This window comes from Alicyclobacillus acidoterrestris (assembly GCF_022674245.1).
GTDB classification, from domain to species: domain Bacteria; phylum Bacillota; class Bacilli; order Alicyclobacillales; family Alicyclobacillaceae; genus Alicyclobacillus; species Alicyclobacillus acidoterrestris.
On the sequence record NZ_CP080467.1, the window covers coordinates 1,051,992 to 1,066,218 of the forward strand.

At 48.6% G+C, this 14,227-nt stretch carries 17 protein-coding genes; 7 read left to right on the forward strand and 10 right to left on the reverse strand.

Annotated elements, in window-relative coordinates:
• Window positions 1–3 precede the first annotated feature (3 nt).
• Window positions 4–768: a glucose 1-dehydrogenase gene (locus K1I37_RS04920; RefSeq protein ID WP_021297920.1), complete on the reverse strand. Its 765-nt coding sequence runs from the start codon at window positions 766–768 to the stop codon at window positions 4–6.
• 60 nt (window positions 769–828) lie between these two features.
• A complete protein-coding gene (locus K1I37_RS04925) occupies window positions 829–1,287 on the reverse strand; it encodes a DUF420 domain-containing protein (protein WP_021297921.1) in 459 nt (152 codons plus the stop codon).
• A gap of 247 nt (window positions 1,288–1,534) precedes the next feature.
• On the opposite strand from K1I37_RS04925, the gene K1I37_RS04930 reads away from it, so the two are divergent.
• Together K1I37_RS04930 and K1I37_RS04935 are read left to right on the forward strand one after the other, a co-directional pair.
• Window positions 1,535–2,512 (forward strand): GGDEF domain-containing protein, encoded by a 978-nt coding sequence (locus K1I37_RS04930; RefSeq protein WP_021297922.1) that lies wholly within the window; start codon window positions 1,535–1,537, stop codon window positions 2,510–2,512.
• Window positions 2,513–2,734: 222 nt separating this feature from the next.
• The gene (locus tag K1I37_RS04935) at window positions 2,735–3,028 is read left to right on the forward strand and encodes a hypothetical protein (protein ID WP_021297923.1); all 294 of its coding nucleotides are present in this window, start codon (window positions 2,735–2,737) and stop codon (window positions 3,026–3,028) included.
• 289 nt (window positions 3,029–3,317) lie between these two features.
• Here K1I37_RS04935 and K1I37_RS21485 read toward each other — a convergent pair whose 3' ends face one another.
• The 3 genes from K1I37_RS21485 to K1I37_RS04945 form a co-directional block, all read right to left on the reverse strand.
• Window positions 3,318–3,449, reverse strand: a complete 132-nt coding sequence (locus K1I37_RS21485; RefSeq protein ID WP_269078061.1) for a hypothetical protein — start codon at window positions 3,447–3,449, stop codon at window positions 3,318–3,320.
• A 56-nt stretch (window positions 3,450–3,505) separates the two neighbouring features.
• On the reverse strand, window positions 3,506–3,652 hold the full coding sequence (locus K1I37_RS04940; protein ID WP_021297924.1) for a hypothetical protein: 147 nt from the start codon (window positions 3,650–3,652) through the stop codon (window positions 3,506–3,508).
• 315 nt (window positions 3,653–3,967) lie between these two features.
• On the reverse strand, window positions 3,968–4,801 hold the full coding sequence (locus K1I37_RS04945) for a L,D-transpeptidase family protein (RefSeq protein WP_031219115.1): 834 nt from the start codon (window positions 4,799–4,801) through the stop codon (window positions 3,968–3,970).
• A 134-nt stretch (window positions 4,802–4,935) separates the two neighbouring features.
• Between K1I37_RS04945 and K1I37_RS04950 the strand changes: the two genes are divergently transcribed.
• From K1I37_RS04950 to K1I37_RS04960, 3 genes are all read left to right on the forward strand, one after another.
• Window positions 4,936–5,166, forward strand: a complete 231-nt coding sequence (locus tag K1I37_RS04950) for a hypothetical protein (RefSeq protein WP_152498847.1) — start codon at window positions 4,936–4,938, stop codon at window positions 5,164–5,166.
• A 168-nt stretch (window positions 5,167–5,334) separates the two neighbouring features.
• Window positions 5,335–5,697 carry a YidH family protein gene (locus K1I37_RS04955; RefSeq protein WP_242215985.1) on the forward strand — a complete coding sequence of 121 codons (363 nt, stop codon included), beginning with the start codon at window positions 5,335–5,337 and terminating at the stop codon, window positions 5,695–5,697.
• Between the two features lie 117 nt (window positions 5,698–5,814).
• Window positions 5,815–6,495: a thermonuclease family protein gene (locus tag K1I37_RS04960; protein WP_021297928.1), complete on the forward strand. Its 681-nt coding sequence runs from the start codon at window positions 5,815–5,817 to the stop codon at window positions 6,493–6,495.
• A 19-nt stretch (window positions 6,496–6,514) separates the two neighbouring features.
• On the opposite strand, the gene K1I37_RS04965 is transcribed toward K1I37_RS04960, so the two are convergent.
• Together K1I37_RS04965 and K1I37_RS04970 are read right to left on the reverse strand one after the other, a co-directional pair.
• Window positions 6,515–8,143 (reverse strand): putative polysaccharide biosynthesis protein, encoded by a 1,629-nt coding sequence (locus K1I37_RS04965; RefSeq protein WP_021297929.1) that lies wholly within the window; start codon window positions 8,141–8,143, stop codon window positions 6,515–6,517.
• Window positions 8,144–8,605: 462 nt separating this feature from the next.
• Entirely contained in the window at window positions 8,606–8,791 is a 186-nt protein-coding gene (locus K1I37_RS04970; RefSeq protein WP_021297930.1) for a hypothetical protein, read from the reverse strand.
• A 255-nt stretch (window positions 8,792–9,046) separates the two neighbouring features.
• On the opposite strand from K1I37_RS04970, the gene K1I37_RS04975 reads away from it, so the two are divergent.
• Entirely contained in the window at window positions 9,047–10,363 is a 1,317-nt protein-coding gene (locus tag K1I37_RS04975) for an IS1380 family transposase (protein ID WP_242215904.1), read from the forward strand.
• 471 nt (window positions 10,364–10,834) lie between these two features.
• On the opposite strand, the gene K1I37_RS04980 is transcribed toward K1I37_RS04975, so the two are convergent.
• Genes K1I37_RS04980 through K1I37_RS04990 form a run of 3 tightly spaced genes read right to left on the reverse strand, consistent with a single transcriptional unit; the run spans window position 10,835 to window position 13,157 of the window.
• Window positions 10,835–11,875, reverse strand: a complete 1,041-nt coding sequence (locus K1I37_RS04980; RefSeq protein ID WP_021298110.1) for a VanZ family protein — start codon at window positions 11,873–11,875, stop codon at window positions 10,835–10,837.
• Window positions 11,876–11,907: 32 nt separating this feature from the next.
• Window positions 11,908–12,825, reverse strand: a complete 918-nt coding sequence (locus K1I37_RS04985; protein ID WP_021298111.1) for a permease prefix domain 1-containing protein — start codon at window positions 12,823–12,825, stop codon at window positions 11,908–11,910.
• Entirely contained in the window at window positions 12,822–13,157 is a 336-nt protein-coding gene (locus K1I37_RS04990; protein ID WP_021298112.1) for a PadR family transcriptional regulator, read from the reverse strand. The genes K1I37_RS04985 and K1I37_RS04990 overlap by 4 nt, the downstream gene beginning before the upstream one ends.
• Before the next feature lie 305 nt (window positions 13,158–13,462).
• Here K1I37_RS04990 and dps point away from each other — a divergent pair, with 305 nt between their 5' ends.
• Complete coding sequence (dps, locus tag K1I37_RS04995; RefSeq protein WP_021298113.1) at window positions 13,463–13,945, forward strand: DNA starvation/stationary phase protection protein Dps; 483 nt, start codon at window positions 13,463–13,465, stop codon at window positions 13,943–13,945.
• Window positions 13,946–14,227 lie beyond the last annotated feature (282 nt).

A 14,227-nucleotide genomic window follows, 5' to 3' on the forward strand; every position in this document is an offset into this window, starting at 1 on the left:
GGTTCAATCTGGCTCATAAATCATTTTCTTCGTCATACCGCCGTCAACGACGAAGTTCTGGCCAGTGATAAAGGAGGATTCATTGGATGCGAGAAATAGACATAGGCTCGCAATGTCGTCGGGAACCCCGACTCGTCCCACTGGGTGTTGAGTCATGTCTACTTCGCGGTGGTGAGGCGATGTCCTGTTTTTTGACTTTTTCCAGTCGCCTACTTCAATCCAGCCTGGAGAGATGCTGTTGACGCGAATGTCCGGGCCAAGGCTAATGGATAACGCGTGTGTCAGGGCTACAACGCCGCCCTTTGACGCGGAATAGGGTTCTGTATTTGGCTCGGACATCAGTGCCCGCGTGGACGCCATGTTGATGATGACGCCTGGTGCGCTTTTGCGCAGCAATGGCGCACTGTACTTCGCCATAAGGAAAGGCCCTCGTAAGTTGACGGCGATGACTCTGTCAAATACGTCGACAGGGAGTTCCTCGATAGGGCCGCCACTAAAAATGCCAGCGTTGTTGACGACGACGTCGAGCTGGCCTTCCGTCTCGGAGATACTGGCGATGAGGGATTTTACTTGGGCCTCATCGCTGACATCGGTGCGCACAAATCGCCCGAGGTAATTTTGTTCTTGGAAAAATGACATGGCCTCGTGGCCAGCTTCCTCGTCCACATCTGCGATGATGACGTGCCATCCAGTGCGTGCGAACGCCCGGCTGACGCCCAAACCAATGCCTTGGGCGCCGCCGGTGACAACGACGACGCGTGTTGACATGATGCTTTCACCTCGTGTGTAAACGGGCCCGGGCGCCCGTTCCGAAATTCGTACCTTTCGTTAATGCCCTAAATAGGAGTGCATTAGGTTCGCAGTTTCGCCAGGTGTAAAAAACACATACAAAAGTAGGAAGACGACCAACCCAGTCGCCGCAGTGATAAACCAGATGACAACGGTCCAAGGGCCAATTTTTCTGTGCCTAGAAAACCGTCCGCGCGCCGCGAAGACGAGCGTAATGACACCGAGAATCGCTGCCACTGTCGCCAATACAGAGTGTGTCTGCAAGAATACGTAATAGAAAGTGTTCAGCGATTTGGGTCCGCCAAATTCGGTATCCCCGATGAGAAATGTCTTTGCAGCGTATAGAATGAAAAATAACGCGGCGAATACGACGCCGGTCAACATCCAGCGGCGATGGATACGAACGCGGTGTTTTCGAATATACACCCAACCAATCGCGAAACAAATTGCACTAATAATAATGCACGCTTCATTCAAATAAGAAACGAAGATATCCAAGCGAGCACCGCCCTCTCATGTTCACTAGCAGAAATTTTATCAGATGTAGTTGGACAAAACACTTATCGTAAGTCTGAATCCACTTGCTATTATCCGTTGTTTCTAATTTGTTCACGGTTTATTCCCTTGTTATCACTGTGAATCTGCAAATTCTCAAAAATTCGCTGTGAGATTATACTGATATTTACTATCTTACGTAATTGTGTATAGTAGAAATGAACAAGCTGGAGGAGGTTTTCATGCCACCATGCAACGACTAGCTGTTTTTATTCGTGAATCACAGACGTGGTCGCAAGCACATCGTGGCACCGACCTTCTTCGACGGGTTGCGGACGCATTGCGTCAACATCTTGACATTGATGCGGGGATGTTTGTATATCGAAAGCGATTTATCCCCAATCACTTCGGTCAATTGGACACGCGTGTTCGGGTTTATCACGCATGGGGACTATGCGTGCCGCTTGAACATCTAGACAGTTTGTTGCCGCAAAGCCCCTGGTATCTCGGGAGTTCGTCGTTTTTCTGCAGTCAGGCGTGGGCGCCGGTCTCCACTTTGCCTTCACTATGGCAGCATCTTTTCGAACAATCGGATATTTCTTATGTCGGTGCATGGCCGCTATTGGACGCCTACAGCAGGACGATTTGCGCCATGGTACTGGGGAGTCGGTCGTCACGGCCCGCAGATGACGAGGAGCTACTGTCGCTTTGCGCGTCGCAGATTTCGCTGGTGGCGGATTTGCTCGTGGAGCGGCGGAAGGCGGAGGATGCTAGCCGGCGGGATCCGCTGACAGGAATTTTTAATCGACGCGGGCTACTGCACTTTTTACCCACTGTGCAACAGGATGCGGCGCGAATGGGGGCGACGCTGATTGTCGGGGTTCTCGATGTCAACGCGTTTAAGCAAATTAACGATCAGTACGGTCACGCGCGTGGTGACGACGTACTATTAGATGTGGCACAAACCCTTTTGTCGGCCATCGGCGAATCTGGAATTGCTGCTCGCTTTGGTGGGGACGAGTTTGTCTTTGTTCGGTGTGTGCAGGGAAAGACGGCAGAAGAAGTGCGCCAAGAAACCATCCGCCAATTCATCGACAAACCTTACGACGTCTGTGTTGGTTGTGCGGCCTGGAATCCCGACATGGAGTGGCAGATGTGCTTAGATCTCGCCGATTTTCGCTTGTATGTAGGCAAAGGCATACAGGCGGGCGCGGAGGATGGCGAATAAAATATGTAAGGCACCCGGGCGGGGGCGCGTTTGGATAACCCGCTTTCGCTACCCGTATCGTGAATTTTGGGCAAGTATCGCGCCTGTGATTCATATGTTTTGTTGAGGCATAGGAGTGAATCTTAAATCTATCGCTCCTCGTAGCTGCGAAGGTATGTTTTGCCCAAATCGTGGCCACGCTGTTGCCAAGAGAGGCATTTTGATAGCGGGGAGCGGTGCAAATTGTATAAACTCACAACAAATACAGCACGTTTAGTAGAAGTTGCGAAGGCAGTTCAGGAAATCTGGTATGCCTATGCGGAAGGCTGGTTGCCTCGTTTGACGGGTACGGCAGCCGACGACGAATTATATCAGCAGATTGATACACGCATGCCGCGCGGATGGACAGCATCGATTCAACCCTCCGGCTCCGTTTATGCGACGCGTCCGGTGTTTGCGAAGAAAAAATCCCTCGGCGTGCTAGTCGTTGAAAAACGGGCAAGTGGCGAGGAACGGATGTTTGAAATTGCACTGTGATTCAGCTGTTTCGGGAGAGGTGCTGTCTGCCTCCCCCTGCTTTATAGCTGATGAAAAATACCGATTTGCTATGTTTGTATTGACTTCGTTCTTCTAGCTCCGGCAGTCATTGCCACGTTGACGATAAAAGATGACCTTCAGCATGAATACCGCCTGAGCCTATAGCCTCAGACGGTCTCTTCCGCTCGAAGTGCCAAGCGGATGGGCATGGATTGAAATCCACAGACAAGCCCCGTCGGTACAGGCTCGCATGCTTTAACGGATGGAATTTCCACAGATGCGAACGCCTTCAGTAGGGCATAGCGTCCGACCACACTTTGAAGCGGGATCGGTCACTGGCAGGGACGCCGAGCAACTCCGCGATTACGATAACCGGCAGCGGCGTGGTTAAAGCGTCGACGATATCGACTTCAACCTGCAATCCGCGCCTCGGGAGATCTTGAATCAATTCAGCTGTGATGGCTTCGATGCGGGGCGTTAAATTGTCGATGGCGCGCGCTTGACATCCTCATGTCGGAACACATGCCAAACACCGGGTTGCTCTTCCCAAACAGGACGGTTCAACCGCATGTGTTCATACCACGGAAATGGATTGCGCAAATCGTACGTCGGGACAGATGACAAGTTGGCACCCTCCAATTTGTGTTGGTGTTTAAATTGTTCTGAACAAGAACAGTTTAAACTTTAATATACTTTTCGCAGTACGATTCTCGATGGAATTTTGTCGATATTCTGAAGGTGTATTCACAGGCACATTCAAGCCGACCGGTTCACGAAAAAAAGTGGCCACCACATATCTGTGATGGCCGGAGAAGGGGGTCAAAGAAATGAGGCTGGCAGCAGCCTTGCTTCCTAAACCCACTGTACAAGGTGAACGTTGAATTTCGATTGAAAAGTCGGACAGCTGTGGCGAGCCTCTGGCCAATCGGCCAATGGCGGTTACGGCTGCACATCGCCTAGCGCAATGTCGTAGCGGGATTGAATCGCGACAATCGTCTGTGGGCCGACGACGCCATCCGGTGACAATTGTTGCGCTTGTTGAAACGCTCGGACCGCAGCCTGTGTACTCGGACCATAGACGCCATCAATCGACGACGAATAGTAGCCGAGCGCTTGCAGCATCTGTTGCACCTCGGCGATATCACTCCCTGGCGTCGCGCCAATGTCGAGTAGTCGCGTCGTCGCCAATTGCCCCATGATGGTCACCAGCGTCCCTAAAGGTACCGTGTTGTAGAGCGTGGTTGCGTCGGTGTTTGCCATGCGCACACAACCATGCGTGATAGACTGGCCAATCGAGGACGCATCATCATTGCCGTGGATAGCGTAGCCGCCGTTCGGTACGGATAAGCGCATCCAGGCGGTGCCGAAGGGCCCGCCTGGGTTTGGTTGTTTCTCGATAATCAGCCAGTCGCCAATCGGTGTCGGTGTGGTGGGTTTGCCGGTTGCCACGAGGTACGTCCCGGTGAGCACGTTGTTCGTGTACAGTGCGAGCACGTTTTGATTTGTGTCGATCACGATATGATACTGCCCCCCACCCCACTGCACCTGACCAATGCCGAGCGCCGTCCACGTGTGTGGCCCGACGATACCGTCTGCTAGTAAGTGGTTGGCGGTTTGGAATGCGATGACTGCTTGTACGGTCTGTGGGCCGTATACGCCGTCTGAAGCCCCTTGGTAGAACCCGAGAACAATCAGGCGTCGTTGCGCGGCCATCACGTCGGGGCCACGCATGGCTGGTGTCGTCATCCGAAGAAAGCGACTGGCGATGACCATGTGCATACACCTTCTCCACGTTCGGCTATATTCAGTATTTAGAAATATGATGCAATGCCGCGTTCAATGACGCCCAATTGTCAAGCGGAGTGGAGGATTGAAGTTTCCACCACTGGTCGATGCTGTATGAAGGGGTGATCATCATCGCTGAAATGCTCGTTTTTGGTATGGTTACGTTGTCTATATGTGGCGGCATTGTCGTTGTGTTGGCTTTTTTCTGGCGTGTCATTTGGGGAATGGCGACATCCAGGCGCCGTCGGCAAGCGCGTTCGGCTCGGGAGCAGATGGAATATCAACAAACGGCTAGGCATGTCCATCGCGGGGATATCGATCCGCGCAACCGCAACCGTCGTCAGCGGATTTGAGGGGAACGCTGGTCTTCGCGCCTCCGACTTCATCGCGCTTTTGCGTCACTTCTTCCTGTTCATCTCGGTATTTGTGTATACAATGAAATTGCTGATAAATTCGGCTGCTTTCGGTGGCAGCCAAGTAAGGGCGGTTTCATAGCTGTGCACGATGACGAGCAAATCAAGGTGAACGAAACGCAAAACGAAGCGAAGTACGTACAGCAGCATCTGGCCAATGAGCGAACATTTCTTGCTTGGATTCGCACGGCCATCGCGATTATGGGAGTCGGGTTCGTCACCACGAGCCTGCATTTTGAGTTGCGCCGCTACGCTAGCGTCAAAGCTGATGCACTGATTAAGGCGGTTGGCTACGCTAGCCTAGCACTCGGTTGTTTGACGTTTATCTTCTCTGTTATCGCGTATTTGCGCAAGAAATCTGGCATCAATCGCGGTGAGTTCCGCGCCTCTTCATGGATTGTTGTGGCTCTTTCCATCGCACTGATCGTGATCGCTCTAATGTTTGGTTTGTGTTTATACAGTACTTATTGATGAGGCCATCCCTCGCTGTGCGCTTGCGGGGGTGTCGATGATGGCGTCCTTGTGACTTCGATGGTATTCTCATGGTTGCGGAATTCTGCTATCGGAGAAGACGAGGAGAGAAGTTACTTGAGAAAGAAATTTAGGCGTGGCGGGGGACTTGCCGCGCTGATTATCGCGATTTTGGTCGTCGCCGTAGACCAGCATTTGAACCATCACACGGGTGCGGGAACGACTGGTGCTGCGACAACGGGCACCTATCAGAATCGCACGGAAGGCAATCAGCAGAACGCCGACGAGGTCATTGATAAAAGCGCGACGGCACAGGGAAATCTGGTGCCTGTAGTCGTCACGAAGGTGACCGATGGCGACACGATTCATGTCCGGATGCCAGACGGTGAGGACAAGACGATTCGGATGCTGTTAATTGACACGCCGGAGGACGTCAAGCCCAATACACCAGTTGAACCGTTTGCACTCGATGCGGCAGCGTTCGCCCGTCAAGAGTTGCCGGTGGGCAAACAGATTTATATCGAGGAAGGGAAGCCTGGATATACCACAGACAAATACGGTCGCCTCTTGGCTTATGTCTATATTACAAAAACAGATATGTACAACGAGGATGTCGTTCGCAAGGGGCTCGCAAGGGTGGCGTATATTTATCCTCCCAACACAGATCACCTGGCGGAACTTGAAGCCGACCAGTCGTATGCAAAGGCGCACCATCTGGGGATTTGGACGATTCCTGGCTACGTGACGTCCAAAGGGTATGACTTGGACGCGGCGAAGAAGTGGCAGGGGGCCAATTGAGCCCCCATCGATGTGCAGCTTAGCCTACTGTCCGTTCCGTAAAACGTGACAGCCATGGACCGATGACTGGCAGTGCGCAAAATTGATCCGGCCGAAGCAATCGCATTCGGAAGGAGACGAATAAATAGAGCAGCGCGCCGGTCAGGCAAGAAATGAGCAATTGCATGACGTTCCACAACCACAGTTCGCGTGGTGGGAACGATGTCCCGACGTCTGTCAGGATTCGATTCATGAAAAATAATTCGATAAACAAGGGCAAAGACGCCAACAGAAACGGGCGTGCTAGACGCAAGACAGAAAACCGCACACCACTGTGTCTCCGAACAGCCCAGACGTTGAGCGTTGACGATAGCACATACCCCAAGATAGTCGCGATGGCTGCCCCCAGCACGCTTTTCAGGAGAAAAATGAGGAGGACATTGAGTATCGCTTTCAAAGCGGTACCTAGAAACATGTTTCGCACGGGTTGATAGAAGTTGCCAAGCCCTTGCAGGATATATGTCGACATTAACTCCATACTTGAGAAGATGCACATCAGTGAGATAGCGGCAATAATGTTGGCGCCCGCATACGAGTCTGACAATATGTATTCAATGGGGTGCGCGACGCTCAAGAAGAACGCTGCAGCTGGGAACGTAACAAAGAACATCATACGCATCGGTGTAATGATGTTGGCTTGAATCGCAGCCTTATCCTGCGAGGCCCGCGCTTTAGAAATTGCAGGCATCACAGAGAATCCGACGGCGATGGTGAATGCGAGCGGAAGCTGTACGAGATTTTGAGCTTGCCGCGACAGAATGCCAAAGCCAGCCTGCGCTTGATTAAACGTTTCACCTGCAAAATGGGTCAGGACGTTGACGACGGTCAGCGAGTCGACATTGCTCGAAATGGGGACGACTAAGGACCCAAGACATACAGGGATGGCCACGTGATACAACATTCGTCGCACGGCTCTATTACTTTGTTGTGGCTTGTAGTGTCGTGTGTGCTGCCTGCGAAATCGCATCACCGACAGCCAGAGAGCAAAAGCACCTGCAACCGCGCCAACAAAGGCCCCGAATGTGGCGGTGGCAGCCCCTTCAGCGATTCCCCGGCCATTTTTGATGAGAAAATAGGTTCCAAACACCGCCACGAATACGCGAAATAACTGCTCTAGCGCCTGCGAGAGCGCTGGACCCTTCACTTGCTGAAATCCCTGCAAGTAGCCTCGCAAGGCGCTTTCCAAGGGAACGACTAAAACTGCCGGTGCGAGCGCGCGAATGGATAGCGTCATGTTTGCAATCTGTTCGTGGCTCGCGTGGATCGCAACGAGACGGGCGTAGTAAGGTGCACCAAACCAGATAAGAAGTGCTCCAAACACCGCGAAACAACTCACCAGTTTTAATGTCACACGGTAGAGTTGCTCGATTTCCATATCATTTTTTGAGGCGGCGCGTTCTGAGATGAGTTTGCTCAGTGCCGTTGGTAACCCACTGGTCGCGAGAACCATGAGAATGGTGTAGAGATTATAGGCGGTTGAGTAATAGCCTTGCCCGATATTACCCAGCAGCTGGTTAATTGGCACGATGGATATAATGCCTAAGAATTTGGTGATTCCAATGGCCGTGACCATGATTGATGATCCGCGAATTAAACCCGTTTTTTGCATAATCTACCCTTATCTCTTCCAAAACTTAATCCATCATACTACATTCAACAATAAACTGAAGCTATCAGGAAATCGTGTGAATACTTTATGACAGAGCATCTTCAAGAAACGGACACGATATCATACGATGATCACTGAAACAAGGAATCAAAGAAATAAAGAAAATTTGAATAAAATAAGGTTAAGGGGGGATACGCAATGTCAATACATGAGCATAAAAAGGGCGGAACCTATGCAGCAGGCCATAAATGACACCTATATCCTACAAGCATCAATCCTAAAGAAACACAATTCATTTGAGTTTCATTCATACGGAGTTCAATCGACATACGAATCCCAGGATGTATACTGATAAAATCAGAATATTCATACCCGATAAATCGACAACATTTTCCCGAGAAATGAGATACCTTAAATTACATACTCAGGTTACATGAGTAAAAAGAACCATAATAGGAGGAGTTATCTTGAAAAAACGATAATTGGTACACTCGCAGCTATTACAATGTTGTTGACAGGCATTTCAACTTCCTTTGCAGCTACAACGCCCAGTCTGTCATCAAATGCACCTGTTTTGAATGGAGTATCAACTACGCCACCATCTGATTCAAATTCCTCAGGGTCGGGTATATCCCCTATGACAACCACGCCACCCTCTTCGTATTGGAATCTTAGTGCAAACAACTACAATGGTTCATTTTCGCACGTTTCCAATGCAACAGGAATTTATACAAACTACTATTTTTCACCTAATAGTTCTGGTGAAATTTCAATGAATGATAATCCCGGATTTCGACGATTGTGTCCTCATGAACTGGTGTGAATAATTGAAAAGGTGCTCCCCGTATGGCTAAGATGAGTTTGTCGAGAACCACATCTTCGCTAGGAAGGAGCACCTTTTGGGTGAAACAATATAATCATACACGAAGTCAGTTTGCTCGTAAAAGCTCTACAATTCATACTCGCTACGATTTGAATGCCGCCACCTCCTTTGGCGGTGCAAGTGGTCTCATAGATTTCGTTTTGGGAACGGGTATTGACAGGGAGTTTTGGGTACATGGATTACGCAAGGGCAGAAACACCCAGTTCCACATGGACGATATTGCTCTGACCGTCATTTTCGGTTCCTTGCTGGGTCAGGAACGGATTTTCCACTTTGAGGACATCGAACAAGATCCCCTGTTGAAGCTGAAGTTGGACGTGCCGAAACTGCCTGATACGACTCTGTTGTATAAGGATCTGAAGCGGCTCGGTTCCGACGCTGGCATCAAAGCGATACGTTCGGCGCATAGACAAATCCTAAGGTCACTTCTCCCCAAAGGACAAGGCATCGTGGTCGATATCGACTCCTCTGTAGAGACTGTTTATGGCGCGCAGCAACAGTCCGCTGTTGGATATAATCCACACCATCACGGACGAGCGAGTTTCCATCCCTTGCTGGCGTTTGATTCACTCACTGGTTGTTGTCTCTATGATGAGTTGCGCTCTGGTGACGCCCATACATCAGATGGATTTGCGGATTTCTACAAGGCGATGAAAGACCAGTTGCCGGATGGCGTCAACATTCGTGCCGTCCGCATGGATAAAGGGTTTACCGGAGAAAAAGTGTTTCAGATATTGGAGCAAGATCAGCGGGATTACGTCATCAAACTGAAGTGGACCAAGCGACTCGCACAGTTGGCGCAAGCGCCAAATCTCCTCTGGCACTGCATCACAGAGAGTGACCGGGAACATTGTGACGTTACTTCCATCATGTATCAGGCAACATCCTGGGACAGGCCTCGGCGGGTCGTGATTGTGCGTCGCTTAGACATTGACCCCCAGGAGTGCCTGTGTGCGGATTGGCTCTGGGAATACGAGGCGATTGCCACAACGTTTGACTGGAGCGGCGAGGATGTATGGCACTTCTATAACTTTCGTGGTAACGCTGAGAATCACATCAAGGAAGCCAAATATGGATTTGCCATTGACCGATTCTCCAGCCAGAATTTCGATGCCAACAAAGCGCTGCAAGGTCTAAAGCTACTTGCGTATAATCTACTCCTGCTGTACAAGCACGTCGCGCTTCAACCAGGGGTGCGACAGTGGACCGCCGGACGGCTCAGACGAAGACTATTCCATCTACCTGGGATTCTAGTGCGTCATGCACGCCAGTGGAGCATTCGTCTTCCCGTGTATGCAAAGCATCGGTCGTTGATCATGCTTCATGCCGCCACGTAGATTTTTCTTCCAATTGAAAAAGTGGAGTTCATAGCCTGGCTTGGGGAGGGGGGAATTGTGTCCATTGCTCTAGTTCCGTACCATGATTTCGCCGTGTTCGCTAACAAATCCACCAAATACTTGAAAACATGCCCCGGTCAATGACCTCAATCACCTAATCGTCGAAATCCGGGATAATATAACATCCGGCGGTGGTTCACCCGCCAATTACAATTTGTATCTGTGGGACTATTCCACAGGACAAGAGGTTAAAGGGCAGACAGTAAATTTGGGTAGTAGTAGCTTTAAGTGGACAGGACTTAATGCTAATAACTTTTACTATATAGAATGGAAGGCTAATGGTGACTATAATTACATTGATGGAACTTTCTCGGTACACTATTAAGGCTTACTAAGTATTAAGGGAGTCTCATGGCTTGATGTTTGTGGATTTTGACTACAATTTTTCAACCATGAGACTCTTCCTAACTTTTATTGTTTACTAGTTTGAAAAGGAAGTGTAACAGTCCTTCCGTCATGAAGAACTAGAGACAAACTTCCACTGGAAGATATATTTTGGGGAAATGGGAGAGCTATATTCCAAAACCCTTGGGTATTCACACTTGATTTATAAAATTCGCCCTTTGTACGGTATACAACCTCTTTAGCATTAGAATTCCCTGTGATGCCCCAAATGAAAGTTTGCTCATTTGCTATGAGCGAATTAACGGAATGATTGAGTGCATCGATGGATGTTGCTTTCAATCGCCAGCCAAATAAACTTGTTTTCTCGAAATACCAAGCCTCATATCCCGCTTCTTTTGTGGATTTCGGGTCCGTTTGGGTAATCAATACAACGCCTTTGGAAAATGGAACGGTGACAAGTGGCAACACATTGGAATCCATGCTTTCTTGTGCACGTTCTGGAGTTGAGTGAGATGTATATTCATATCCAAAAATTCCTCCCAGAACAACTACAGCCAGGATTGGACTGAGTTTCACCCATATTCCTTTTTGCCTTAATAAGAAATTATAGCCGCGTAAAATCGCGTAACCGAACAATGCACCGACTGTATTGCAAATCAAATCATCGACATCAAAACTTCGATAGGTGAAACCAAGAATCGCGGAAATTATGAACTGGCTGGATTCCACACAAAGTGTGCCCAGAAAACCGAACAGGAGAACTCTTGTATAACTATTTTGTTTTCTGAACAGTAAAGGCATCAGGAATCCAAATGGTGCAAACAAGAACACGTTTCCACCAATGTTTGAGAGAGCGTTTGAAAGTGAACCCAATTTGAGAATTCCCATGATCGTTTTGAATGGAATCAGGTTGTTTTCTTGCAGATTCCCACCATGGTGTGCATATGGGATTGGGAATAAGGTGATATCAACCACAACAAGTAGATATGCAAAAAACAGTAATGACAGTACCTGCCGCCGGATTGAAACTTTCTTCTTAACCCCGAGTTCTATAGCTAATATCAGATACAACACGGTCGCGACGATAGCAAACGGTGTAATGGTCAACAGATACAATCCCTCCTTTTCGTATATGACTTTCAAACAACCACTTTGACCCGTCTTATAAACTTCGCATCAATCCGTTGACAAATATAGAAAAACGAAACAACCTCAATGAAATGAATCAGTAATGACAACAACGTGAACCATGCGTCCCTCCAATCGACTGGCGCTTGTCCCCAGAAAATCGGATTGTGGGTCCATTGCCACAATGTTGATTGAACGGTACGCCAAACAAATACATATGTAGTCAAGGTCATTGATATCAACCAAGGTGTTAGACTAACGACAAGGTTGTGTGCCCATAAATAAAGCAAAGTTCCAAACATAATCAGCATCACAAATTCGTAAATTGATGCAATGTTTACCGGCTGAGTGATGAGGAATGCTGAGAATATCACACGCTGGCTCTCTTTTATGAAAGGTAGTGAAATACTACTAGGTAATAGGGATACACAGCATGGTATCCAACTCACTAAAACAGCCAATCGATCCGTTTGTTTGCGGGTAAAAATCATCATGAAACACATAATTCCAAGCGTTGCCCATCGAGCGGGGTTCAACGGAAAATAATGATGCAGCCAAGTCACCACCACATGGTTCGGTATCATCTTCCAACCATCAGGATTACCTGTACTTACAACGACATCGTCAAAGCGCATATTTGTGAACAAAGCAACTCCTAACGAAAAAATACAAAGAATTGTAGCCATTATGAACCATCGAGGTGATATCATGAATGTCTCCCGAACAATCTGCTGGCGAAGTTCCCTTGGCGTTCCGAATGATGTAATGGCCTTTTGATATGCTTGTTCATTTGGTAATCCAATGACTTGATAATTTTGCACGGAATCCTCTAGATGGCTTTGCATTTCCTTGACCCAGGTTTCTCGTTCGCGTTTGCGTAGGTATGTCCCCTTGACGACTTCACGAAGATACCCGTCGATACTGTTCATTCAAAATTCACCTTCCCAAAGAACGTGGATAACATACGTTGTTCGGCGTACCACTCCCGCTTAAGTTCTTTGAGATGGGTCTTTCCACGTTCCGTAATTGAATAGTAACGTCGACGTGGACCTGTATCTTTGTCCGTCCCCCAATAGCCCCCTATAAAGCGGTTAGCTTCCAGCCGCTTTAATGCGGGATAAAGCGAACCCTCTTTTAGTAGTAAAGCACCGTGCGTTTGTTCATTGACTTGCTGCACGATGTCATATCCATACGAGTCACCTTCAGAAAGAATCGATAACAAAATGACATCTAAGTACCCTCTTAAACGTTCGTTTCGCATAAAAATCCCCCCCCTATTGCATTGATTGTCTATGTATATAGTATATAAACAGGTGGCATTATACAATATCTTTTTATTATGGTATTTAATACTTCCGTGTTAATTATCTGAAGGAAACACAACGTTATTGTGTTTTGTGTTGCTCTTTTTTTTCGGGAAGTGTAGAGGGGGGGGATGCCTATTCTTCATCGTTTTATTGCGTATATTCCGTATATAGATGACACTGTCGCACATAGCGGTATAATAAATTGTGTGGCATTGGGTTATATTGGGTAGGAATCAATTGCCTGTTGGGGGGACGTAAGGTGACCAAGCTGAGGAAGACGCGCATTCACATGTCGGACGAAGTTCGACAACATATGGTGGAATTATTGAACCGACACGTGACGGACTTGACGGATTTATTCATCCAAACCAAGCTTGCACACTGGAATGTGCGCGGTTCGCACTTCATTGCATACCATGAGCTATTTGACGAATTAGCTGGCCACTTGACTGAACTGACGGATACTGTGGCTGAACGGGTGACCGCATTGGGCGGCGTTGCCGGGGTACCTGTGCAAGATATCGCCACACAAACCTCGCTTCCTGTTTGGCCCCTTCAAACCAGTCAGGATTTGTCTGTGTTGCAGGCACTTGCAGAGCGCTGGGCCGTTGTGGCGAATAGCGCGCGTGAAGCCATTTTCAAGTCGGCTGAGGAAGATCCCGATACATCCGATTTGTTTACGGAAGTCTCGCGCCAACTGGATAAAGACCTATGGTTCTTGGAAGCCCATTTGTCCGATTGATGCCAGTAGGATGCGTATACAATGCAGCAATGCCCTGCGAAGCCGGGATAGGCCATTGAAGGGACAGGTGCTGCTAGTCTAGGGATGGCGCAATGAATTTTTCAAAGGAGTCACCAACGGTATGCACAGGTAGTGTGTAGATTGGTTGGCTCTTTTTTGTGTTGCTGCATATTTTCACACTTCACTCGAAGGGCATTCATTAAGTCACTGAATATAGAAGAACTTGTTCCCTTTCAAATGAACGACGAAGTTGGTAGTTACCCATGTGGACGTATCTAAGCA

What these genes read in the sequence shown, in the direction of transcription:
- K1I37_RS04930 (WP_021297922.1), top strand. Translation starts at nt 1,535, where the DNA reads ATGCAACGACTAGCTGTTTTTATTCGTGAATCACAGACGTGGTCGCAA.
- K1I37_RS04920 (WP_021297920.1), bottom strand. Translation starts at nt 768, where the DNA reads ATGTCAACACGCGTCGTCGTTGTCACCGGCGGCGCCCAAGGCATTGGT.
- K1I37_RS04945 (WP_031219115.1), bottom strand. Translation starts at nt 4,801, where the DNA reads ATGGTCATCGCCAGTCGCTTTCTTCGGATGACGACACCAGCCATGCGT.
- K1I37_RS04985 (WP_021298111.1), bottom strand. Translation starts at nt 12,825, where the DNA reads ATGAACAGTATCGACGGGTATCTTCGTGAAGTCGTCAAGGGGACATAC.
- K1I37_RS04990 (WP_021298112.1), bottom strand. Translation starts at nt 13,157, where the DNA reads ATGCGAAACGAACGTTTAAGAGGGTACTTAGATGTCATTTTGTTATCG.
- K1I37_RS04965 (WP_021297929.1), bottom strand. Translation starts at nt 8,143, where the DNA reads ATGCAAAAAACGGGTTTAATTCGCGGATCATCAATCATGGTCACGGCC.